Source organism: Cytobacillus firmus (assembly GCF_023657595.1).
Taxonomy (GTDB): domain Bacteria; phylum Bacillota; class Bacilli; order Bacillales; family Cytobacillaceae; genus Cytobacillus; species Cytobacillus firmus_B.
Map to the genome: position 1 here is coordinate 3422336 of NZ_CP098323.1, position 22961 is coordinate 3445296.

Genomic DNA, 22961 nt, shown 5'->3' on the forward strand with positions numbered 1-22961 from the left:
TACATTAACAACCTATGTTAGAAAGAGTAATCTTGTACTAATGAAAACACCTATTTTATAGGTACTAGCCTTAGAGCATACTGTAGAAACTGTCTTTTAAATTGGAGAAAACGATTGCAGTAGTGAAAATTACAAGGAAGAATAAAAATAAGATTGCTTTATACATCTTTTACCAGCCTCACTATAAAAAATTCCTAAAAAAGTACCACACAAGTTATAATTTTAACTGTTAGAAGAAGTACATACAACTAGGAAATAGTGGATTTTTTTGTCTGGTATATTAAAATTATGTTACAAGGAGATATTAGCTCGATTAAATTTTCGTTTAAGCCGTACAATCCGCCGGTGTACATCTTCCTGTTTTATTTTCAGTTTTTCTGTTCCGTTATCTGCCTCCAGCAGGTTTAACGCTTTATTTGAATAGAGTATAGCCTGGCTTATATCCTTTATTCGATGCTCGTAAATCTTGGCCAGTTCAATGCATGATACTGACTTCATATTGATCAAGCCTTTTTCAGCAATATCCTTCCATAATTTTGCTGCCTCATCCCAATTTTTATGTTTCTTATGCTCAAAAGCTAATGCAAACCTGGCATCCAAAGCTTCAGATGACTCTCCTTCAGATATTTTATTGAAGGCACTTGCTGCCTGTGAAGATTCACCCAGTGTGGAAAGCCACCTTCCCACTTCATAAACCTCACGTGATGTCTGTCTTTCATCCAGCTGCAGAATCTGGAAAGAAAGATGTGTATACAGGCTGATCAGGGATAGGATATCAATTTCATTATGCTTTATGATTCCCAGCATGCCTTCAGGATCTTTTCTTTCAATAAAATCAAAATAAATCATTGGTGCCAGAAACCCTGGAATATCATCTTTTCTTTCAATCCCCAGAACATCTTTCTCCACTGCAGCAAGCTTTATTCTTTCAAGCTTGTGCTTCCACATTCTCCTTGCAGCATGATATAAATCAAAATGTCCAAACGGCGGGAGTTTTGGAACATGCTCCCTTAACAGGGTATGTCTCGTTTTAACCTGCGGCCAGTCGAAAGCTTTCCCGTTGTATGTGACCATTGTTGAATAATCTATGCTTTCCAGAAAACTTTTATATAAAGCTATCTCAGCACCCGGCTGAGGGAGAATGTGCTGTTTCAGCTTTATTTTGCTTCCCTGCAGGCTGGCTTGGCCAAGAAGGAAGATAGTATTGCCAGTACCACCGCCCAAACCGGTTGTCTCTGTATCAAAAAAGAAAAGACTTTCCGGCCCGTGACCGGATGCAGACAGCGGATGTCTGAGGCCGGAAGAATTCCAGGCATCCACCGCTGCTGTAAACTGTCCAAAAGTATAGATTCCATGCCTGTAATCAAGGCTGTATTCTTTTTCCCTTACAAGACAGTAAGAGTCTTCAAAGTAATACGGATAAACACCTTCTTTAGTCCATACTTCTTTAAAAGGGACATCGGCCTTATTCTCATGTTTTGGGACGGATGAAGGCTGTTTATCTTTATCTGTGCCAAGATGGCCCTTAAGCCTGTTCAGCTTGTTTTTAATGGACAATTCTATCACCTGCGCTATTAACGCCATTTTTAAAAGAGCCGAGAATCCTGAGTACGTCTTTTTTGGCCTTTTCTGATGAGGTATCTGTTCCTATGCAGGAAGGACAGCCATGGTCACATGCACATCTGCTGACCATTTCCATCGTTTCGTGCATGATATGTTCGATTCCCCCGAAAATTTTCTCACTTAACCCTACACCGCCAGGATACCTGTCGTAGAAAAAGATCGTCGGCTTTTCATTATGGGCAGCTTTCACTTTCGGGATAACATGAACGTCCTGAGGATCGCACATAACAAATAACGGCACAATATGCTTGAGCGCATGTGCTGTTCCAATGAGTCCCTGTTCAAGCCGGTCCTGTTTATAATTCAAGGATTCCCGGTTAAACGAAAGCCAGGTTGAGCTTGTATGGAGCTCTTCTTCAGGAAGTGTTATTGGACCGGATCCAATATTTTCATGTGTTTCAAACTTAATTTTTTTAAATATTGTTGCCATTGCTACAACACTGACATCCCCAAAGCCAATCTCTCCAATGGATGACGACCTGATTTTATCTTGCTCAAGCACTTTGAGCTCTACTGCCAGATTAGCATCCGTAAAATAGTCTACATCCACTTCCCGGACAAATGCCTTCTTCTCTTCCCAATCAAGCATTTCCACCTGAAACTGGGTTCCCTGATGAAGATAGATTGCCTCATCGTGGAGAAGGGTCATAGCGGAAAAGCGGTCCATTTCACCAATTACTTTTACATTCGCAATATCTGACTGATCAATTATGATAACATTCTCCTGTGATGCTGAACGAAGACTGATGTTGTGGGCAGGAAATGAGTCTTTCATCCAATAAAATTTGTCACCGTTCTGATGAAGCACCCTTTCCTCCGCCAGGTATTCCAATACCTCTTCAGTTTCAAAAGTGCCAAAACGTTCCCCGGCATTAAAAGGGAGCTCATAGGCTGCACATTTGATATGATCAACGAGAATAATAAGGTTATCCGGGTTAATTCTGGCTGTTTCAGGACTTTTATTAAAAAAGTAATCAGGATTCTGAATAACATATTGATCCAGCGGACTGTAGCTTGCCACCATAATGACAAGCGATTCACCATGCCTTCTGCCTGCACGTCCAGCCTGCTGCCATGAGCTGGCAATGGTACCGGGGTATCCGGTCATGACACAAACCTGCAGCTGTCCGATATCCACTCCCAGTTCAAGGGCATTTGTGCTGATAACTCCATAGATCTCCCCTGAACGCAGTCCTTTTTCAATTTCCCGTCTCTGGGTTGGCAAATAACCGCCTCTATAACCCCGAATTGCTTTAGGCCCCAGTTTATGTTTGACAAGCTCCTGGAGGTACGTCAGCAGGATTTCGACTCTGACCCTGCTTCTTGCAAATACAATGGTCTGGATTTTATTTTTCAGAAGTTCTCCTGCGAGCTTTCTCGCTTCGAGAGTTGCACTTCTTCTGATATTCAGCGGTTTATTGACGATTGGAGGATTATAAAATACAAAATGTTTCTTCCCGCTTGGAGCTCCATTATTATTCACGAGTTTCATCGGCTTTTCAGTAAGCTTTTCTGCCAGCTCCAGAGGATTGGCTATTGTTGCAGATGTACAGATAAAAATGGGGTCGCTGCCATAAAAACGGCAAATTCGTCTAAGGCGGCGAATAACATTTGCTACATGACTGCCAAATACCCCTCTGTAAATATGAAGTTCATCTATGACCACATACTTTAAATTTTCAAACAAGGATACCCACTTTGTATGGTGAGGCAATATTGCCGAGTGAAGCATGTCGGGATTTGTTATAACTACATGCCCGGCCCTGCGAACTTTTTGCCGGATGTTTGCCGGTGTATCCCCGTCATATGTATAGGAATTTATATCCAATCCGGACTCCTGGATGATTTCATTGATTTCGCTTTTTTGGTCCTGAGCCAATGCTTTTGTCGGAAACATATAAAGCGCCCTTGCATCTGGATCATTTACGATCGTCTGCAGGACTGGAAGGTTGTAGCAAAGCGTTTTTCCAGATGCCGTTGGAGTAACAGCTACCAGACTGTCCCCATTCATGGCTGTCTGATAAGATGTTTTCTGATGTGTATAAAGCCTTGAAATGCCCCTTTTTTGGAGTGCACCCTTTAAGGATGGATGAATGTTTTCCGGAAGGCTGGCAGTCTTAGCCTCTTTTTCTTCTATTGTGTGCCAATGGACAATATTCTCTTTATATTGCTGTTCAGATATAAGCTGTTTCATGATTTCAGGCAAATTTTTTCGCACTTTCATCTATTTCACCTCATCTTCCTATTCTATCGAATAAACGTTCGTTCTAACAGAGCAAACTCTTAATTTCTATTAACTTTTTATGGAATAATTTCTACTAAGCCTTAAAGTCTTTAATCTTTATTTTCAGATTCACAGAAAAATTGACTGAAAGTTCTAAATATAAGAAAATATAGCATATCCATTTTTTCTCAAATGAGGTGAAGTCGTGCTGCAAAGTATTTTAAAATCAACAGGTGTATTTATGTTAATTGTCATTGGATTTATCCTGATTCTTTTTCTTCCAAGAGAAAAGGAAGTAACCTTTTTATCGGCCTTTCAAATTGAAGCAGATTACCCCTTCAGTTTTGAACTATATCTGGAAAGAATAGAAGATTTCACAGACCATATTTTAACTGAAAAAGGATTAGGGGAAGCCCGCACCGGACGCCCCGTTAGTGAAGAAGCTGGAATATTCGTGGCGCGCAGCTTAAAAATTGTTCTGCCTGCTTTCATTTTCAGCATGCTTCTTGGCACATTAATGGGTGCTGTCCAATTTCACCGGAGAACAAAGTTCACCGGGAAACTGCAGAATTTTCTTTCCTGGATGTTTTCTTCCATACCCGATTTTTTTCTGTTTATTGCCATACAGTATCTTTTCATTCTGATGATGCAGCATGGACTTCCGCACTTTAAGCTATATGGACATGAAAATTGGTATAGCTTTTTATTGCCGCTCATTTCATTATCCTTGTTTCCATTTTTGCACATGTCCCGTTTTACATCGGCTGCTCTTGAAAATGAAATGGGCGAAGAGTATGTGCGCACAGCATATGCAAAAGGGCTTGGCGACTTCAAAGCACTTCTTCACATGCTATGGAATTGCTGGTCCCCCATGATGAACCAGGCGCAGATGGTGATGCTCTATATCCTATCCAGTCTCCCAATCATTGAAAAGCTGGCAGGCTACAATGGGGCAGGCAAGGAACTTCTATTCAGCATATCATCTAATGATGAAATTAAGGCACTGTCCCTGATGCTTCCCTTTCTCTTCATCATGTTTTTAACTATTATCCTTTCACAGACAGCAAAATTATGGCTCGTCCAAAAGGAAAGGGTGTGATGGAGATGCGACTTTTATCATGGATCAACAAACATGCTTTATTTTGCTTAGGAACCTTTTTGCTGCTGCTATTGCTGGCAATCACGTTTGCCGGACCATATCTTCCTTTTGTTGACCGCGAGCTTACAACGATTACATACATCCTAAATGAGGATAAGAAGCCAGTTATACCGCCTTATCCGCCATCAGAGGATTACATATTTGGCACTGACAAAAGCGGAAGGGATTTACTCAGTCTTATCATCCTGGGGGCAAAAGAAACCATTTTGCTAGTTGCCTGTATAACTGTCCTTCGCTATGTACTGGCCATTCCGCTCTCCTTTCTTGCACACAAAAAATGGCTGGGTACACACCTCTTGCTTAAATGGCTGAATGGACTGCTGTCATATATTCCAACCATCATCATTGTCATGCTTCTTGCCATGCTGCCGCCATTTTTGCTGAGTGAATGCCGCCCTTTATTCCTGCTCCTTATTATTGCTCTGGCAGAAATGCCCCGTGCTGCTGAAATGATAAAGCTGGAATTTGATCAGATTTCATCTAAAGAGTATATAAATGGAGGGATTGCTGCCGGATCTTCACCTTACAGGCTTTTCAGAATATACTATCTTCCTCTTCTGTATAGTAAGCTTCTTGTATATATGGTTACTGATCTTGGAAAAGTCATGTTTCTGCTTGGTCAATTAGGGTTTATCGGCATTTTTATTTCACAGGATTTTGTTCAATCCATGACAGGAGATTGGCAATTGGTCAATAATTCGATTTCTTGGCCAATGATGATGATTAAAGCCTTTGAGGATATAAGAGGCCCAATTTGGATTCCTTTTTTCTCGGCATTTTCCATGACCTATGCCATCTTAACTTTTAATATTTTCGCCGAGGGATTAAAATCATTTTTCACCAGGAAGGTCCGATATATTTAGATGTCACAGCCGGGATTAGTAAAATAAGCTTTTCTTAAGATAAACGTTATTAATGTTTTTTGTTACAATAAGCTTAATAGGACAGAAGCAAGAGGTGGATTATGAAAGCAGAAGAAATTAAGGGAGTTCTTTCCCAGTTCTCTCTTTTTAAAGAGCTGAACAGCGAAGAACTGGATAAAGTAGTTGAGATATCCATATCACGGGAATGGAAAAAAGGAAGTCATGTTTTTCTGCAGGACGACCCGCTGGATAATGTTTATTTTATTAACAACGGCAGAGTTAAGATTTATAGAAGTGATATTAATGGCAAAGAACAGATTGTGGCCATCCTGGCAAAAGGCGAGATGTTCCCTCATGTGGGATTCTTCAGAAAAGGCGGGTACCCGGCTTTTTCCGAGGTGCTGGAAAACGCTCAGCTCGTAGTTGTGCCTATTTCGCAATTTGAAAAGGTGCTTATTGAAAATCCAGAGTTATGTATTAAGGTGTTTAAAGTCCTTGGCGAGAAGATTGTCGATCTGCAGGAGCGCCTGGAATCGCAAATTTTAAACAATACTTATGAGCAAATCATTAAATTGCTTATCCGGCTTGCCAAAATGCATGGAAAAAAACTTGAAAACGGCAGCTTTGTTTTAAAAGGGGACTTTACAAATAAAGACCTTGCCAATATGATTGGCACCACAAGGGAAACGGTCAGCAGGACTTTAACCAAAATGAAAAAAGAAATGTTAATTGAAACAGACCAGGATGGACATTTAATCATAAACCCTGATCAGCTATTAGAAACAATATTTTAAGACCGCACTATGCGGTTTTTTCTTTTTCCTGATTATTCCACAGGAACATCCACCCAATAGGCAGCATACGATATGTTGAAAAATCCTGTTTGAGAGGGGATGGATGGATATGGAGGATCCAAAGAAAAAGGATCGAAACGAACCATTTGGGGATTTGATGAGATCAATGAATCAGCTTTTCCATGAAAAACCTGGCAGAGGATTTCTGCAGACAATGGATGATTTCTTTAAAAATCCCTTCCCGGCTTCTTCTTCCTTCCATGTTGATGTTGCTGAAACTGAAAAGGAACACATCATTAGTGCGGAACTTCCAGGAATAAATAAAGAGCAAATACAGATTGATATCCTGGATAATTATATAACCATTTCAGTTAAATCCTCTGAGATGATAACGGAAGAAGATGAAAAAAACAAAATTTTCCGCAGGCAGCAAAGCATGCAGCGTTCCAGCCGGACAATTCCGCTTCCACAGCCAGTTAATGAAAAGAAAGTAAAAGCGGTTTACCAAAATGGCCTTTTGCAAATCACAGTACCTAAGCAGCAGGGAAAAAGAATCCTGATCGATGAGAACTGATTCTGGCTGCACTTTTATAGAGTCTGGATAAACAAAAACAAGCAGTATCAAGCCTGCTTGTTTTTGTTGTTCATCTAAGCTGGGCTTAACTGTTCAGTTTAGATGTATCAATCCAATTATTGAAATAGCCGGTCGGAACACTGAAATAATCCTTTGTGAAGGATATAAACTCCTTCGTATCGACCTCTTTATAGCGGAATTTCTGATAATAATCTGACAGGAACTGCATCCCCACTTCCTTAGGGGATTCTCCTTTCAAGGTATACTTTTCCTGAATCATTTGTAAAATCTCCAAAGCAGGCTGGCCATAAATATATCCTGTATGCTTTACCTCATTAACCGGCACATTTGAATATTGCCTGCCCAGACCAGCTTCCTCGATAGCCTCCATCCGATAATGGGAGATGCCAAATGCCTGTCGTTCAGCTTGGTTTTGTCCTGCATAGAAGTACATAGAGGTGGCAAATTCAGTAATCCCTTCATCAATCCACGCATTGTTGTATGGGTCATTAGCTACTGCTCCATAAAAATACTGATGAGCAATTTCATGAACAATAGAAATATCATAAAACCTTTTATCATCAATATAAGGATTTATAGTGACTATACCGGGATATTCCATAAATTGCCCTTCATCCAAAACAATATCAAGCTGCTCATGCGGGTAATCACCAATATTATTCTGATAGAAAGATAGTGCTTTTTTGGCCAGTGTTAACGATGCTTCCGGGTTTTTGTCATGATTCCCCTTTGAAAATAGTCTGACCTTCACACCGTCTTGCGCTTCCGTTTCATACACTTTCATATCCTTCATGACTGCAATGAAGAAATCCCTGACCTTTTTGGCTTTAACTGTCCCTTCACTCTTTCCTTTTTCCGGATCCATTTCTGCTGTGGAAGCCAGGGAATACCCTTCAGGCAGCTTATAGGAAACTTTGAAATCAGAGAAGCCTGTATGAAATGTTTCCAGCCCCTCCATATAAGGCTCTTTGTTCCATTTGCCTTTTTGATAGACTGCAGCCATTGGGTACCATTGAGCAAGATAATAATTTGTACCTGCTTTTGAAAAACGGATGCCTCTTTCTGGGACTGTAAATCCATATTGGATCTCCACCTTATGTCTGCTTTTATCCTTCATTTCAGGTTTTAAGTTTATTGTTAGCGTATCACCATCCAGCTTAAAAGAAGCTTTTTGCCCATTCACTGTCACTTTTTCGATCTCTGCTTCAGACGATCCTTCAACAGAATCAAATGAATGTCCCTCTTTAAAAACGTTCGGAATGAAATAAAAGACAAGCTCATTCCAGTCTTTATCTGATTGGTTTTTCATCTGGATATTTGCTTTAGCAGTGAAATAGCCTTCACCGTTCAATTCCAGATCAATGTTATAATCCGCCTTGCTGCCGCTTTGAACACCTGTATTTGAATCCTTTGCAGCCACAACATAGACACCTGCACCTGCAAAAGCAACGACTAATGCAGCGAAGCCTGCTTTAGGGCCGGAGAATGACCAGAATTTCTTTTTTCGGCCATATTGTTTTCTGGAAGGCTGTATTAATGGCTCATGCCCAGTCTTAATCCAGGGAGTACGCTGATAGTTTGATTGAAAGCGGTTCTTCAGTCCATTTGCCAGCAGACTGAAAGACACAGTTGCAAGCAAAAGGACCGCTAATGGTGCAATTAATATATGGGTATTGCCATAAATATTTAATCTTGCCTGGCCAACCAATCCCGCCAGCTCCTTTGTTGCTGACAGGTAGATGATGGGGTCATATCTCATAATGGTTCCGCCAACAAAGATATTTAAAAGTGCCAGCTGGCCCATAAGGGCGATTACGTAGACAATTTCAAGTATAAACATTACTAGGAACGTTTCCTTTAACTGAGGAAAAATATGCTTCCAGATCAGACGGTGTTTTCCGGCCCCCAGGGCTTTTGCAGCTTCAATATAAACAGACTTATATAACTGAGCGGTTTTAAGCCTTACAGAAGACACAATGCTTGGAATGCTGATGACTGACGCAATGACTATAAAATAGACAATTAACACATTTTGCTTAAGATTACTGTTGAAGCTTATTGGCGCAAGAAAAAAATACAGGATCAGAAAAAGCGGTACATAGCTCCATGCATTTTCGAAAGCAATCAGCCAGCCTGGCGTCCTTTTTAAGGTGCCCGCATACAAACCGATGATTGTTCCAAATGCCATTTTTATAACAGTCACAGCAGCTGCAATAAAAACAGTGTACCTTAATCCATATAAAATCATGGATAAAATATCATAGCCCCATTTATCGGTGCCCAGCGGATAGGAAGAGGATTCAAAAGGTTCCAATGGCGGTGCCAGAACCTTCCCGTTAGTATATTGTGTTTCTAAAACCGATGTTAATGAATGCGGTGCAAGAATAGGCCCGAAAATGCTGAAAAAAAGCAAGCCGGAAACCATAACAGTTCCGATAATTAAGGAGTAATTTATTTTTAACAGCTTATTCATAGATAAAACCCCGTTTAAACAGATAGAATATGAGTCTATTAGAAATATAGACAATTAAAGAAATCAAAAGCATGGCAAACAAGCCGATTGCAATCGGCTGAACCCCGCTGCTCTGAAAAATAAATTTTGTTATGCCGGAAACATTCATAATATATTCAATAATAAAGAGATTGCCAATAGCCAGGGAAATCACTTTGACAAGTTCAGATTTGATAAATGGCTCTAAATTTTTGAAGACATGCTGAAAATTTATGTAATTTAAGCCCATTCCTTTAGCAACTGCAGTCTTAATATAATCCTCCCCGCTTGTCTGATAATATTTGACCGACACGAGCTTAAATAAATATAGCGTCGGGGCAATCGCTGCAAGCGCTGTGGGAAACCATGTGTTGAGAGCTCCTCCATCCGGTCTGAGTGAAATCACCCTGATACCGGTCATTTTATATATTTTAACGGCAAGAATCATAGACATCACAATGATGATAAAGTCAGGTATGGCCGCAAGAATATTCATGAAAGCCCCAAAAAGCTTAGTAAGCCTGAAGCGGCTGATAAACACTCCGAAAATTAGACTTATAATTAAGGATGCATTTACAGCAACCAATACGATCAGCAGGCTGGTAAAAAAGTTATCAGCAATGTCCCCGGCTATAGGACGTGTCTGCATCCCAAGCTCATAGGTACCAAGGCTTCCCTTGCTTATTTCAGAAATAAAATCTCCATAAATATGCGGCAGACTTTCGAAGCTCCATTGTAGACTCCCGCTCAATGGATCAACAGATATAATCTTTGGCAGAGCTGCAAGAAATAAAATTAATACAAATATAATAAAAATTTGCTGCACAGCACGAACCATAGTAACCCCCCTTTTATGACTAAGAGTCATTTTTCTATTTTTTCACTTTTGTCTAAATTTCGCCAATCATAACAATTAAATTCTCATAGATAATATTTCCTATATATATTTAAAAATAGACCGGCTATTCTATTTTTAAATATATTTAATCTTTTTTCAAGTCTGATTTTTTAAAACATAAAAAAAAGGCCGGTGCGGCCATGATCCTTTAAGCTTTAAATATTCCGCCAATCCCTTTAACCATGGATGATACCTGTGTGACTGCAGACATCATCTGGCCTGCTGTGTCTACCATTTTATTAAGATCCAGTGATCCGTCCTGAGCTTTAAACGAATTCATAATGCTTTGCACGCCAGATGGCTGTTTTGGAATGAAGGATTGCTTTGGATATGGATTCATGTATGGCATTTGCGGAGCAGCTGGCTTACTTGGCTGATTTCCATAATAATCTTCAGATTCTAGAGGATTCTGAAAAATCCCTGCATTTTTTGATCCTGTATGTGAGTAATATCCGGAATCAAAATTTTGCTGCGGATAGGGCTGGTGCGGAAAACTCTGCGGCATTCCTGTCATTTGCTGCGGCTGCTGGTATTCCATGTTAAAAGGCGAATAATAAGGATTATACTGTTCGGCAGCTTGGTTATAATTCTGCAATGGCTGCTGCCTCATATAATATTGGCCATTGAGCCCCATATAAAATGGATCAAAGTATACATTTTGATTTAAATGGCCGTATGGCTGTATATGGTTCGTTCTATTCATTACTCGGCCAAACATGGGCAAACATCCTCCCCATTCAATAAGATAAGTATATTAGCGATAATATCAGGCAGTAGCTTTCTTATTATCACCACTACAATATATGAATGATTTGCCCAGAATGTGAAAGGAGTAAAATATGAGTAAAAAAGGAAGCGCTTTCCGATTTTGTCTAACTATGATGAAAGATGTCGGAAGTTTGATTTTTTTAAAAACGATGAAAAATAAATTTTCATGTTAGGATATAAAAAACAAATTGTTTCTTGTCCGCTTTTTCATTTACCGGAATGCGGGGAAGAAATTTCTCCGCGAATCTATTCTAGAGGAGGCAATATCATGAATGTTCACGAACTACAAATGAAGTTTCATCAGCTGCGGGAGTATACTCCTGAAAATGTTAATGAATTATTGGATTTTGCTAAAAAGGCCTATATCCATAATGAAATTTCCAGTACAGATTATCGAAATCTCGTTCGTGAGCTCGAAGCTCAAGGAGCGGCCGTTCCAGAAAGCTACAGAGATAATACCCTCCAGGATTCAGTAAATGCATAAGAATTTAATGAAGGGAGCCTGATTCAGGTTCCCTTTTTTTCATCAATTAATAATATTATCAACTGCTTTAACACATACACAGCCGAATTAACATAATTAATAAATCTGGTTCTGCTTGTTTCAGGAAAAAATGCCTGAATGGAAACCATTTCAATATGTTCAGAAGCAGATTCAATCTGCTGTGAATAAAGATTTCGTGGTTTATGAATGCTAACCCACTCCCGGGCTTCTTCTTTCCATCTGTCATTTATGGATTTAACCTCATCAGCAAAAGGTTTGACTTCATTATAAAAATCACCCTTTTCACCTGATTCCTTAACCTGTTTATACCTGCTGTCCGAGATCTCCACATATTCAAGCAGCATTTCTGTCATTTGCAGCAGGGAATTTTCATTTACCATGGGCTTCATCTCCAAAAATAAAAGTAGCTAGTCAATTTTAGCTACTGAAGGATACTGCTATTCTATTCCACTTAGAAGCCGAGTTCAAGCTTCATTCGTGCCGATCTTTTTGCGCTCTCTACACTGTCTGCCTCAGACCTGATTGCCGTCATATCTTCTTCAATCACTTCGAGCCTGCTTTCACAAGCCTCTATTTTTTCTGACTGTTCATAATACCAATCCTGCCGAAGTCCTGACAAATTAGACTCCAGTACATTTTCAAGCTCTTCAAGCTGATCATATATTTCTGAAAGCATGGCCAGCAATTCATCTTTTTCTACCATTTTTCCCTGCATTCAAAAAACCTCCCGATTTCTTTTTCCCCTTGCCATCTGCCATAAATACAATGAAGGATACAGTGAAAATTTGCTTTGTGCCTACATAAATTCTATCTTCCCTGAAGGTTTCCTCCATGCATGACAAAACTAGAAGTGATTCGCCAAAGAAACTACTTATTTGCATAGAAGCGGCAAGGTTTCGACAGCCTCCGAAGAATGAAAATAACATCATTGAACAAACTAATGAACGGAGGTGTTATGTTATGGCAAAAAAAGAAAAACAAAATAAAATTCAGCCAAAAAAGCTGGAAGAAACAAAAGCAGGCTATGGCAATAAAAAGCTTGAAGGTCCTGACCGCCCTTCAACTTAATAGAACAAAAGCGGAAGAGGATTGGCTTCTGACCTCTAGGGGGCAGGCGCTGGAGCTGGATGCAGACACTAAAAAAGCAAGGAACTCCTTGCTTTTTTGTTTGCAGTTTTATTCTGTTAACAAATTGAGCGAAATATTTTTCCCAGCTTGGCAGCCTTGTGAAGCTGGTCCTGCTTATGCAAATACCATTTTTTAATATGGACGGGATGTTTTAGGACAACCGATTCTGATGTCCATTTACTCTTTATGCGTTTTTTGACAGACCAATCAGTAAATTGATGTATGTGATGAGTGATTATTGGGTATGTACAGCGTAAGAAAGGGGTAGTTCTCCGTTTTCTTCCCTTAAAGTATTTCTCATAATCATGCCTTGAACCAGTATGAACCGTGTTAAAAGCAAATTCATACACGTCGTCATAATAACTTGTGTCAAATAATATTTCTGCCAGCCGTTTTCCAAGATCAATTCTTTTGGACACAGAGCGGAAACCATTAACACTCGCCCCGTATAATTCCCCTTTGCAAGTAGGGAAGATGACTGAACTAAAATGAAGATAATCCTGAAAGGAAAAAAGCAATGTATGAAAAACTTTATTTTTATAAATAGAATGCTCCATTACAGGCTCTTGAATAACATTTTGTTCGTTAATAATCAGTGAAATCATTAATCTCTTTTTATTTCTATTTTTCCAGAAATACAGCCACTCCTTTTCCATAAAGGCCGATACATGAAAAGTTTTTAATAAATGAAACATTGGCCTATTTAGTTTCGTCGAATAATGATAGAGGAGCAGCTGGGGAAATGCATCCTGAAAAATCAGCCAATTGGCCCTTTCATATGTAATATAAAGCATATCCCTGAATTTCTTTCCTATCAATTTAGGAAAACAGCTTCCTTCAAGATCGCACATATTCCAGCCGGCATTACGGGATACCATGGAGGCCAGGAACGCCCAGCGTATTTCAGGGTGCTTTTTGTAAAAATGAAAATAAGCTTCCGTTCTCGAGATATTATCCATGTTATATTTGGCTGTCATTTTCATAATATGATCCTTTATTGCCTGTTCCTTTTTTTCATGTCTGTTCAGGAATTTCCCAGAAAGAAACACCGCAATTCACCTCAGAAAATGAATGTTCTATATTTGGGCATGAGGCAGCATCCGGGCAAAACCGGAAAATACTGCTTAACTGGAGTTTCCTATATACTTTGTTATTTAGAACTTTTTATTCAACCAAATCATGCGTACTTTTGTTATCATAGGGAGTAGCTGAAAATGAGGTGAATGCATGAATTTCCACTATCCTAATGGCAGGAGATATACCCCGCCTGCTAATAGCGCCAAAAAACTGACTCCAGAGAAGAAATGGACATACAGCAATCGCGGAATGACACTGGAGGAAGATATAAATGAAACCAATGAATTCTATTTGGAACATGGAATAGCCACTATTCATAAAAAGCCCACGCCTGTTCAAATCGTACAGGTCGATTATCCAAAGAGAAGTGCAGCCGTTATTAAAGAAGCTTATTTCAAACAAGCATCAACAACTGATTATAATGGTGTGTATAAAGGCAGGTATATTGATTTTGAAGCAAAAGAAACCCAGAACACGACCTCCTTCCCTTTAAAGAATTTTCATGAGCACCAGGTAAAGCACATGGAGAAAGTTTTAGCCCAGAAAGGGATTTGTTTCGTCCTCCTCCGCTTCTCGGCTACCGAAGAAGTTTTCCTGTTAGAGGCACATCATCTGCTCTCATATTGGGAGAGAATGAAGGATGGGGGGAGAAAATCAATCACCAAGGGTGAAATTGAAATGAATGGCCATTACATTCCGCTTGGATTTCAGCCCAGAATTGACTATATTAAGATAATAGATTATCTTTATACCCTTAAATAATTAATTTACAGTTCCATTGTCAGAAAGGATGAACATAGATATGACAGAAAAATATCAATCAAGGGAGGAGCGCCGCAAACAGCAATCCAAGCCTAAAAAGAAGGGCAAGAAAAAAGGCACAGGCACTTTTAAACGTATTTTCCTTATTTTAATTGCCCTCGGAATTGCTGGAATGCTCTTAGGAGCAGGCGCTTTTGCATTTATGGTGAAAGACTCACCAAAGCTTGATGAAAAATTGCTGAAGGATCCCATTTCTTCACAGATTTACGATATGGAGGGCGAATTCATTACAGATGTAGGCTCGGAAAACCGGGATTATGTCGCATATGAAGACATTCCAAAACTTGTGGAAGACGCCTTTTTAGCAACTGAGGATGTCCGATTTTATAAACATAATGGAATGGACTTAATCCGTTTAGGCGGTGCTGTTATCGCAAATGTTACGCGCGGATTTGGTTCTGAAGGGGCAAGTACGATTACCCAGCAGGTGGTAAAGAACTCCTTCCTGAATAATGAAAAAACGCTTAGCAGAAAAGCCCAGGAAGCCTGGCTTGCCTTCCAGCTTGAACGCAAGTATACAAAACAGGAAATCTTTGAAATGTATGTAAACAAGATTTATATGTCTGAAGGCCATGGGGTATTAACGGCATCGAAAATTTTCTTCGGTAAAGAACTTAGTGAGCTGGAACTGCATGAAGCTGCCCTCTTAGCCGGCATGCCGCAAAGCCCGAACAATTATAATCCTTTTGATCATCCTGACAAAGCAGAGAAAAGGAGAAATATTGTCCTTTCACTGATGAATCAGCATGGTTTTATTACAAAAGAAGAAATGGAAGCAGCCCAAAAGGTTCCTGTGGAATCTACTCTTGTGGCTGAAGAAAAAAGAGAAACAAACGAATCAAAATATGATTCTTTCATCGATGTTGTCTTGGACGAAGTCGAAAAAAAATACCCGGATCTTAACCCATATTCTGACGGGCTGAAAATCCATACGACACTCGATCCAAATGCACAGAAACACGTAGAAAACATTTTAAACACTGATGCAGCAGTAGCGTATCCAGATGACGAATTCCAAGCAGGAATCACCCTGCTTGATACCAAAACTGGGGAAATCAGAGCAATCGGAGGAGGACGCAATCAGGAAGTAAAACGCGGCTTTAACTTTGCCGTGGATCAAAGAAGACATGCCGGTTCAACCTTTAAACCAATTGTCGATTATGGACCAGCAATCGAATATCTAAAATGGGGAACTTACCAGACAATAGTTGATGAACCTCACACATATTCCGGAGGTACAGAAATCAATAACTGGGATGGAAAACACATGGGTCCTATGTCCATGCGTGAGGCCCTTGCCCGCTCACGCAACATTCCGGCTCTGAAAACACTTCAGGAAGTCGGGACTGATAAAGCATTGGAATTCACCAATAAATTAGGCATTCCAATGAAAGAGATGTATGAGTCCTATTCTATCGGCGCTTATGAGGTTTCTTCTCTTCAGGTAGCCGGTGCATACAGTGCATTTGGTAATAATGGCTTCTACACTGAACCACATGCCATCAAGCAAATTGAAATGCGTGACGGCACGAAGCTTGATTTGAAACCTGAATCTGAAGTAGTGATGAAGGATTATACAGCATTTATGATCAGTGACATGCTGAAAAGTGTAGTTAAATCTTCTTACGGAACGGGCCGTCTGGCTGATGTACCTGGATTGCCTGTTGCAGGAAAAACAGGGACTACAAACTATACGGATGAACAGGAACAGGAATTTGGAATACCTCAAGGTGCCGTGCCTGATGCCTGGTTTGCAGGCTATACAACTAATTATACAGCAGCTGTCTGGACCGGCTATCAGGATAGAAAAAATTACATCCCGGCCGGCGATGAGCAAAAAATTGCTCAAAAGCTTTTCAGCAGCTTAATGGCACATGTTTCAGAAGGAAAAGAAACGGAAGACTTCAAGGCCCCTAACTCTGTAGAGAAGGTAGCCATTGAAAAAGGCAGCAATCCTGCCAAACTGGCAAGCCAGTACACACCTAAGGAGCAAATCATTTATGAGTACGCTGTAAAAGGCAATGCTCCGACACAAGTGTCCGAGAAGTTTGATAAACTGGACTCCCCTTCTGGACTGTCAGCGAACTTTGACCAGGATGCAAATGAGATCACATTATCATGGAATTACCCGGAAGACGCAGAAGGCACTCAATTTGAAGTGACTGTATCCGTAAATGAAGGCGGAGATCAGCAGCTTAGCGTTACTTCAGAAAAAGGCTTAAAAATTGCCAACCCTCAGCCAGGTGCTGTGTATACCTTTAAAGTAACAGCATTTAACGGTGACCAGCAAAGTGATCCTGCTTCTGTACAAGTAGAAATCCCTGACCCAAGTCTCATCGAAGAAGATGAAACGGAAGATGAAGGGCAGGAAGGAACGGAAGAAGAAGAACAGGAAGATCAGGACAATCAAAATGGTGAAGGCGGCCAGGACGGAAACCAGGATGGCGATGGTTCTGGAAATGGTAATGGTGAAGGTTCCGGAGATGGCGATACAGGTACTGGAGATGGTGAAGGAGCCGGAAACGGTGATGGTGAAGGTTCCGGAGATGGCGATACAGGTACTGGAGATGGCGATACAGGTACCGGAGCAGGAACTGGAACTGAAACTGGCGGGACTGGCGGCGACACCGGAGGAGATTCCGGCAACGGATCTGAATCCAGTGGCGGCCGTAATTAAATAAAGCTTATAAAAAAGCGCTGATTCAGTTTTGAATCAGCGCTTTTTCTTCATTTTTTCTAATGCCAGCATCCTCATATATTGCTTCTCCATTTCAGCTATAAGTTCAGACAGCTGTATGTAAGAATGATAAAAAGCCGGACGTGCAAAAATGAAATCCAGCCGTTCTTTACTATTCACTGGCTTTATTGACAACTCTCCGGAATCGGACAAAAGGTTTACCGGCTTCCCGTTTGTCCAATAGAGCATCTGTAAAAACAATCCCAAAGATACTTTCATCGGATCTAAAGCAGCTTTCCGGTCCCGGTTTGTGAAGTGCATACCAAGGAGATTCTTCTGTCCTGCCCACTCATCAAACAAAACCGGAATATAATTAGCATTGTTTTCCCAAGGTCTTACTGCAGGGATACCTGCATAAAAAGCCGCTTCGTATAAAAAGGGCGGCAGGGGCTGGTAAGCGAAAAGAGATTCTTGGTTTACAGCCACTGAATCACCCCTTTTATAAAACAGGGAATGGCATAATTGTTCTTTAACAGGTATGACGATTTCTCCGGTCATTTTGCCTGCTTCTCCTTCATTCGTTTTTTGCCTTCCCGGCATAAATCGAGCAGCGGGCATATTTCACATTGAGGTTTTTGTGCCTTACAGTGATATCTTCCAAAAAAGATCATACGATGATGTGTAACTGACCATTCATCCATCGGCACTTTCTTCATCAATGCCTTTTCAACTTCCAGTACAGAGTCCTTCCAGCGACAGAAACCAAGCCTTTTGCTGACTCGTTCAACATGAGTATCAACCGCAATGGCAGGCAGCCCAAAAGCCACTGAGACAACGACATTAGCTGTTTTGCGGCCTACTCCGGGAAGCTTTGTCAGCTCGTCTCTGTCTCGCGGCACTACCCCTCCGTATTCATCGAGAAGCAATTTGCATAGCTTTTGGATATTCTTGGCTTTGTTTCGATAAAGACCAATGGAGCGGATATCCTCCTGCAACTCCTCTATGGAAACATTCAGGTAATCCTCGGGGGTTTTATACTTTTGGAACAGGTTCCTTGTCACTTTGTTAACCAGTGCATCAGTACATTGTGCAGACAGTGCCACTGCTATGACCAGTTCAAACGGGTTGGAATGATTCAATTCGCAATGTGCCTCCGGGAACATTTCTCCCATTGCATCAAGGCAGTGTCTAATTTGTGTTTTATTTAACAAAGAAATCACCAACTTACTATCTTCATTATTTTTTCGGGCAGCAGTGCCTGCTTACTGTTCAAGCCAATTATAAAAGGGAACAGATTTCGTTGTCTGTGACGGAGTATCCTCCCTCTTTGTCCTTTGCTGTGCTTGATTCTGCCTGAATTTTTTCCCATAGCTTTTAGCCTGTTCAATCGTTTTTATGCCGTTCTTTTTCCATTCAAAAAGGATCCTGTCTATATATCTGAAATTCAGTTTACCGGACAGGACAGATTCTCTTAAGGCAGCTTTTATAATATGGGGATCATGGTGGTCATCATCCATCCAAAGAGCAAGTGTTTCACATTCAAAAGGTGAAAGCGGCCTGCCAAACTCCCTTTCAAAGCAGGTATAAAGGTCTGTTTCCTCCTGCTGCATCTTAGCAGCTTCCTCTTTTTTACCGCTGAGCAGAAACTGATCAATGAGCTTCTCCCAAAGCGGATCAAGATGGTAACTTTCATATCTGATTCCATCGGCAGAGTAGCTATCTTTAATATCAATAAAGCCTTTTTGGATTAATTTTCTTAGCATTTCTGTACATTCAGCCACAGAAATGGTCATTCGGGAAGATAATTCTACAGGGGTGGGAAATTTATTTCCATGTTCAATATAGGAAATTACATGAAGTATCAGGACGAGTTCATGCTCATTCAAATTCATTTCTTTATATTGTGAAAGCAGGACTCCAGGTATTGAAATATTACCTTCCTGCAGCCATTTTAATAAACTATTTTTAGACATTCGGGACACCTCCTTCTCAGTATATCATGAACATAGTGACCAAAGTGAGTTGAAAAAACGGTAACTTTTCCATGAAGATTCAGCTTGACTGCCTTCTTCTGAAAGTTCTAACGAAACTGGAAGAAGCAAAAAATCCGCGGGAGGCGGATTTTTGCTTAATTTATTCATTCACTTTTTATTATGGATATAGGCGGTTTAATAATCGAGGGAACGGAATTGTTTCACGTACATGCTCGACGCCGCTGATCCAGGCAACTGTTCTTTCAAGCCCAAGGCCAAATCCGGAATGAGGCACTGAACCATATTGGCGAAGCTCCAAGTACCACTTGTAAGCATCCAAATCTAATTTATGTTCATCAATGCGCTGCTTAAGCAGGTCATAATCATGTATCCGCTCAGAGCCGCCGATGATTTCTCCATATCCTTCAGGTGCAATCAAGTCGGCACATAGTACAACATCTTCTCTTGAAGGATCCGGCTGCATATAGAAAGGCTTCAGTGAAGTTGGATAGTGCGTGATAAAGACTGGCTTATCATAGCTTTCTGCAATTGCAGTCTCATGCGGTGCTCCAAAGTCGTCCCCCCACTGAATATCATCGAAGCCCTTTTCCTGAAGAAACTTAATTGCTTCATCATACGTTATGCGAGGGAATGGAGCTGTAATTTTTTCAAGCTTCTCTGTATCACGGCCAAGTGTTTTAAGTTCAATTGAACAATTCTTAAGTACGGACTGAACAATATGAGCAACATATTCTTCCTGAACTTTTAAGTTTTCATCAAATTCGCAGAAAGCCATTTCAGGTTCAATCATCCAAAATTCGATTAAATGACGGCGGGTTTTCGATTTTTCAGCACGGAAAGTCGGGCCGAATGAAAATACTCTTCCAAGAGCCATCGCAGCTGCTTCCATATAAAGCTGGCCGCTTTGGGATAAATAAGCATCTTCATCAAAATACTTGGTCGCAAAAAGCTCGGACGTTCCTTCCGGTGCGCTGCCCGTCAGAATTGGCGGGTCAACCTTAGAAAACCCTTGCTCATTGAAAAACTCATAAGTTGCCCGGATAATTTCATTTCTGATTTTCATGACTGCATGCTGACGGCGGGACCGAAGCCACAAGTGGCGATTATCCATAAGGAATTCAGTTCCATGCTCTTTTGGGGTAATAGGATAATCGACAGCCTGATGAAGAACTTCAAGGCCTGTAACCAGCATTTCAAATCCGAAAGGAGAACGCTCGTCCTTCTGGATTCTGCCCGTCACATATACGGAAGATTCCTGAGTGACTGATTTAGCACCTTGGAAGATTTCCTCCGGCACTTCCGCTTTTACTACAACACCTTGAATAAATCCTGTACCATCGCGCAGCTGCAAAAACGCAATCTTCCCGCTTGAACGCTTGTTGGCAATCCAAGCACCAATAGTAACTTCCTGGTCAACATATTTATGAACTTGAGAAATTGTTGTTTTTATCAATTTAAGTTCCCTCCAAAAAAATCTAAGCAATCACTTCTTATGTATCGCTATATATTATACCTTCAAGCACATTGACAAGCAATAACAGTAAATTAGTAAACGCTCTAATTAGGCTGAAAACATAGAAGGAAGCCGGATACGATCCGGCTTTCCCGTTTTACTATTATTTTAAGTTCTTTTCAACAAATCCGTGCATCCGTTCCACTGCCTTTTCTAATAACTCAAGAGAAGTTGCATAGGATAAACGGATATTATCCGGAGCGCCAAAACCTGATCCAGGAATGACTGCAACCATCGCTTCCTCCAGAAGAGCCTCCACAAATTCATCGACACTCGCAAATCCGGTCAATTCTGCTGCCTTTTTTACATTAGGAAACAGATAAAATGCACCTTGTGGCTTTACACAGGTAAAGCCCGGAATGCTGATTAATTTATCATAGATAACGTTTAGTCGATGTTCGAATGCTTTTCTCATTTCTTCCAGTGTATCCTGCGGCCCGGCATATGCAGCGATTGAGCCATATTGTGCTGTTGTTGTCGGGTTGGATGTACTGTGGCTGGCAAGGTTGGTCATGGCTTTGATAATACTTTTATTGCCTGCAGCATATCCAATTCTCCAGCCTGTCATAGAATGAGATTTAGATACCCCGTTAATTATTATGGTTTGTTCCTTAAGCTCAGGTGAAAGCTCAGCAATTGAAGTATGCTGATGGCTGCCATAAACCAGTTTTTCATAAATTTCATCAGAAACAATCAGAACATTATGCTTTAAACATACCTCTCCAAGCTCCTTTAATTCCTCTGCAGAATAAAGCATGCCTGTCGGGTTGCTTGGAGAGTTGATAATAACAGCCTTGGTTTTATCAGTTATGCTTTTGGCCAGCTGTTCCGGAGTGATTTTAAAGCCATTTTCTTCTCTTCCCTCTGCATAAACAGGAACACCCCCGGCTAGTTTAACCTGTTCAGGATAGCTGACCCAATATGGAATTGGGATAATGACTTCATCCCCTTCATTCAGCAAGACCTGGAACAGTGTATATAAGCCATGCTTTGCCCCATTGGTTACGATGATTTGTGAAGCATCATATTCAAGTCCCTGATCTTTTTTAAACTTGTTTGCGATTTCTTTCTTTAATGCTGGAAGCCCTGCCGATGGTGTATATTTTGTATGACCCTCATTCATTGATTTCACGGCAGCATCAATGATATGCTGTGGCGTATTAAAGTCCGGCTCGCCTGCTCCCAATCCGATAACATCATGTCCCTGGGCCTTTAGCTCTTTTGCTTTAGCAGTGATTGCCAGAGTTGTTGATGGTGTTAATGCTTTTACTCTTTGTGCCAATTGAATCTCCATTGCTTGCTTCCTCCCGATTTTCTCCTGCATTGTGGCGGTGAATGCCTCAAGCTACAGGTTTTCAATTTTTTTCAGCCATTCCCCTGTTTTAAAATCTATATAGTAATAATTTATTAAATTACTGCCCGAACGGTAATGAATTTCCCATAATGGAATATTTTTCTCCATTCCCAGCCGAACAGACACGATCTCAGCAGCATTTTTCTCTTGCTTGAGCCTGTTAATGGCTTCATTTTTGGAAATTCCATCAGATTGCTTCAGTGAGACGATTTTTCCCTTTTTTTCCGGAACCCAGACATATATGCTTGTACCATCATGGTCTTTGCCTTCAATCACATAGAAGGTCTCTGTTCCATGATATAAATTGAAATCTTCAGCTTCAGAAAGATCCGTTTCCTGTTTTGCAATCTCAACTGCCTTTGATTCTGCTGCCCTCACTGGCTTCGTGCTGTTTAAGTAAATGAAAGAGCCTGCTCCAATGCTTATGACAAGCAGAATAATGATACCCCATAAAATTTTTTTCATGTCTCAATCAC

21 protein-coding genes are annotated in these 22961 nt (G+C 40.6%); 7 read left to right on the forward strand and 14 right to left on the reverse strand.

From position 1 onward, the window contains the following. Positions 1–291: 291 nt before the first annotated feature. The gene (locus NAF01_RS17305; RefSeq protein WP_250800889.1) at positions 292–1557 is read right to left on the reverse strand and encodes a ribonuclease H-like domain-containing protein; all 1266 of its coding nucleotides are present in this window, start codon (positions 1555–1557) and stop codon (positions 292–294) included. Continuing rightward, on the reverse strand, positions 1547–3847 hold the full coding sequence (locus NAF01_RS17310; RefSeq protein ID WP_250800891.1) for a DEAD/DEAH box helicase: 2301 nt from the start codon (positions 3845–3847) through the stop codon (positions 1547–1549). The genes NAF01_RS17305 and NAF01_RS17310 overlap by 11 nt, the downstream gene beginning before the upstream one ends. 205 nt (positions 3848–4052) lie before the next feature. Here NAF01_RS17310 and NAF01_RS17315 point away from each other — a divergent pair, with 205 nt between their 5' ends. The 4 genes from NAF01_RS17315 (at position 4053) to NAF01_RS17330 (ending at position 7237) form a co-directional block, all read left to right on the forward strand. Beyond that, positions 4053–4946 (forward strand): ABC transporter permease subunit, encoded by an 894-nt coding sequence (locus NAF01_RS17315; RefSeq protein ID WP_250800893.1) that lies wholly within the window; start codon positions 4053–4055, stop codon positions 4944–4946. Then, complete coding sequence (locus NAF01_RS17320) at positions 4946–5869, forward strand: peptide ABC transporter permease (RefSeq protein WP_250800898.1); 924 nt, start codon at positions 4946–4948, stop codon at positions 5867–5869. The genes NAF01_RS17315 and NAF01_RS17320 overlap by 1 nt, the downstream gene beginning before the upstream one ends. Before the next feature lie 101 nt (positions 5870–5970). After that, positions 5971–6663: a Crp/Fnr family transcriptional regulator gene (locus tag NAF01_RS17325; protein WP_048008336.1), complete on the forward strand. Its 693-nt coding sequence runs from the start codon at positions 5971–5973 to the stop codon at positions 6661–6663. 109 nt (positions 6664–6772) lie between these two features. Next, positions 6773–7237, forward strand: a complete 465-nt coding sequence (locus NAF01_RS17330) for an Hsp20 family protein (protein WP_048008335.1) — start codon at positions 6773–6775, stop codon at positions 7235–7237. 85 nt (positions 7238–7322) lie between these two features. On the opposite strand, the gene NAF01_RS17335 is transcribed toward NAF01_RS17330, so the two are convergent. The 3 genes from NAF01_RS17335 to NAF01_RS17345 form a co-directional block, all read right to left on the reverse strand. Next, on the reverse strand, positions 7323–9731 hold the full coding sequence (locus NAF01_RS17335) for an ABC transporter permease subunit (RefSeq protein ID WP_250800900.1): 2409 nt from the start codon (positions 9729–9731) through the stop codon (positions 7323–7325). Next, entirely contained in the window at positions 9724–10587 is an 864-nt protein-coding gene (locus tag NAF01_RS17340; protein WP_197247654.1) for an ABC transporter permease subunit, read from the reverse strand. Before NAF01_RS17340 ends, NAF01_RS17335 begins: the two co-directional genes overlap by 8 nt. 208 nt (positions 10588–10795) lie before the next feature. Then, positions 10796–11365, reverse strand: a complete 570-nt coding sequence (locus NAF01_RS17345) for a YppG family protein (RefSeq protein WP_250800902.1) — start codon at positions 11363–11365, stop codon at positions 10796–10798. 318 nt (positions 11366–11683) lie between these two features. Between NAF01_RS17345 and NAF01_RS17350 the strand changes: the two genes are divergently transcribed. Beyond that, a complete protein-coding gene (locus NAF01_RS17350) occupies positions 11684–11899 on the forward strand; it encodes a YppF family protein (protein ID WP_048008331.1) in 216 nt (71 codons plus the stop codon). Between the two features lie 23 nt (positions 11900–11922). Here NAF01_RS17350 and NAF01_RS17355 read toward each other — a convergent pair whose 3' ends face one another. The 3 genes from NAF01_RS17355 to NAF01_RS17365 form a co-directional block, all read right to left on the reverse strand. Continuing rightward, positions 11923–12300, reverse strand: coding sequence for a YppE family protein (locus NAF01_RS17355; RefSeq protein ID WP_197247652.1), 378 nt, complete (start codon positions 12298–12300; stop codon positions 11923–11925). A 71-nt stretch (positions 12301–12371) separates the two neighbouring features. Beyond that, positions 12372–12635 carry a hypothetical protein gene (locus tag NAF01_RS17360; protein ID WP_197247650.1) on the reverse strand — a complete coding sequence of 88 codons (264 nt, stop codon included), beginning with the start codon at positions 12633–12635 and terminating at the stop codon, positions 12372–12374. A gap of 469 nt (positions 12636–13104) precedes the next feature. Then, positions 13105–14097, reverse strand: coding sequence for a DUF2515 domain-containing protein (locus NAF01_RS17365; protein ID WP_163141890.1), 993 nt, complete (start codon positions 14095–14097; stop codon positions 13105–13107). 178 nt (positions 14098–14275) lie between these two features. Between NAF01_RS17365 and recU the strand changes: the two genes are divergently transcribed. Further along, complete coding sequence (gene recU / locus NAF01_RS17370; RefSeq protein ID WP_095244652.1) at positions 14276–14887, forward strand: Holliday junction resolvase RecU; 612 nt, start codon at positions 14276–14278, stop codon at positions 14885–14887. Between the two features lie 40 nt (positions 14888–14927). Beyond that, positions 14928–17624 carry a penicillin-binding protein 1A gene (locus NAF01_RS17375; RefSeq protein WP_197247648.1) on the forward strand — a complete coding sequence of 899 codons (2697 nt, stop codon included), beginning with the start codon at positions 14928–14930 and terminating at the stop codon, positions 17622–17624. Between the two features lie 36 nt (positions 17625–17660). On the opposite strand, the gene NAF01_RS17380 is transcribed toward NAF01_RS17375, so the two are convergent. The 6 genes from NAF01_RS17380 to NAF01_RS17405 all read right to left on the reverse strand — a co-directional run bounded on the left by NAF01_RS17380 (position 17661) and on the right by NAF01_RS17405 (position 22950). Next, positions 17661–18182: a YpoC family protein gene (locus NAF01_RS17380; protein ID WP_048008325.1), complete on the reverse strand. Its 522-nt coding sequence runs from the start codon at positions 18180–18182 to the stop codon at positions 17661–17663. Further along, entirely contained in the window at positions 18179–18835 is a 657-nt protein-coding gene (gene nth / locus NAF01_RS17385; protein ID WP_250800904.1) for an endonuclease III, read from the reverse strand. The genes NAF01_RS17380 and nth overlap by 4 nt, the downstream gene beginning before the upstream one ends. A 51-nt stretch (positions 18836–18886) precedes the next feature. Then, on the reverse strand, positions 18887–19597 hold the full coding sequence (locus NAF01_RS17390; protein ID WP_163141884.1) for a DnaD domain-containing protein: 711 nt from the start codon (positions 19595–19597) through the stop codon (positions 18887–18889). 178 nt (positions 19598–19775) lie between these two features. Next, positions 19776–21068, reverse strand: coding sequence for an asparagine--tRNA ligase (asnS, locus tag NAF01_RS17395; RefSeq protein WP_156185103.1), 1293 nt, complete (start codon positions 21066–21068; stop codon positions 19776–19778). Positions 21069–21234: 166 nt separating this feature from the next. After that, the gene (locus NAF01_RS17400) at positions 21235–22419 is read right to left on the reverse strand and encodes a pyridoxal phosphate-dependent aminotransferase (protein ID WP_197247811.1); all 1185 of its coding nucleotides are present in this window, start codon (positions 22417–22419) and stop codon (positions 21235–21237) included. A gap of 57 nt (positions 22420–22476) precedes the next feature. Then, the gene (locus tag NAF01_RS17405; RefSeq protein ID WP_197247644.1) at positions 22477–22950 is read right to left on the reverse strand and encodes a cell wall elongation regulator TseB-like domain-containing protein; all 474 of its coding nucleotides are present in this window, start codon (positions 22948–22950) and stop codon (positions 22477–22479) included. Positions 22951–22961 lie beyond the last annotated feature (11 nt).

Coding starts and splice junctions, on each gene's coding strand:
- NAF01_RS17350 (WP_048008331.1), top strand. CDS start 11,684: ATGAATGTTCACGAACTACAAATGAAGTTTCATCAGCTGCGGGAGTAT.
- NAF01_RS17345 (WP_250800902.1), bottom strand. CDS start 11,365: ATGTTTGGCCGAGTAATGAATAGAACGAACCATATACAGCCATACGGC.
- NAF01_RS17380 (WP_048008325.1), bottom strand. CDS start 18,182: ATGACCGGAGAAATCGTCATACCTGTTAAAGAACAATTATGCCATTCC.
- NAF01_RS17325 (WP_048008336.1), top strand. CDS start 5,971: ATGAAAGCAGAAGAAATTAAGGGAGTTCTTTCCCAGTTCTCTCTTTTT.
- NAF01_RS17360 (WP_197247650.1), bottom strand. CDS start 12,635: ATGCAGGGAAAAATGGTAGAAAAAGATGAATTGCTGGCCATGCTTTCA.
- NAF01_RS17355 (WP_197247652.1), bottom strand. CDS start 12,300: ATGGTAAATGAAAATTCCCTGCTGCAAATGACAGAAATGCTGCTTGAA.
- NAF01_RS17340 (WP_197247654.1), bottom strand. CDS start 10,587: ATGGTTCGTGCTGTGCAGCAAATTTTTATTATATTTGTATTAATTTTA.
- NAF01_RS17390 (WP_163141884.1), bottom strand. CDS start 19,597: ATGTCTAAAAATAGTTTATTAAAATGGCTGCAGGAAGGTAATATTTCA.
- recU (WP_095244652.1), top strand. CDS start 14,276: ATGAATTTCCACTATCCTAATGGCAGGAGATATACCCCGCCTGCTAAT.
- NAF01_RS17405 (WP_197247644.1), bottom strand. CDS start 22,950: ATGAAAAAAATTTTATGGGGTATCATTATTCTGCTTGTCATAAGCATT.
- NAF01_RS17330 (WP_048008335.1), top strand. CDS start 6,773: ATGGAGGATCCAAAGAAAAAGGATCGAAACGAACCATTTGGGGATTTG.
- NAF01_RS17375 (WP_197247648.1), top strand. CDS start 14,928: ATGACAGAAAAATATCAATCAAGGGAGGAGCGCCGCAAACAGCAATCC.
- NAF01_RS17335 (WP_250800900.1), bottom strand. CDS start 9,731: ATGAATAAGCTGTTAAAAATAAATTACTCCTTAATTATCGGAACTGTT.
- NAF01_RS17320 (WP_250800898.1), top strand. CDS start 4,946: ATGGAGATGCGACTTTTATCATGGATCAACAAACATGCTTTATTTTGC.
- NAF01_RS17310 (WP_250800891.1), bottom strand. CDS start 3,847: ATGAAAGTGCGAAAAAATTTGCCTGAAATCATGAAACAGCTTATATCT.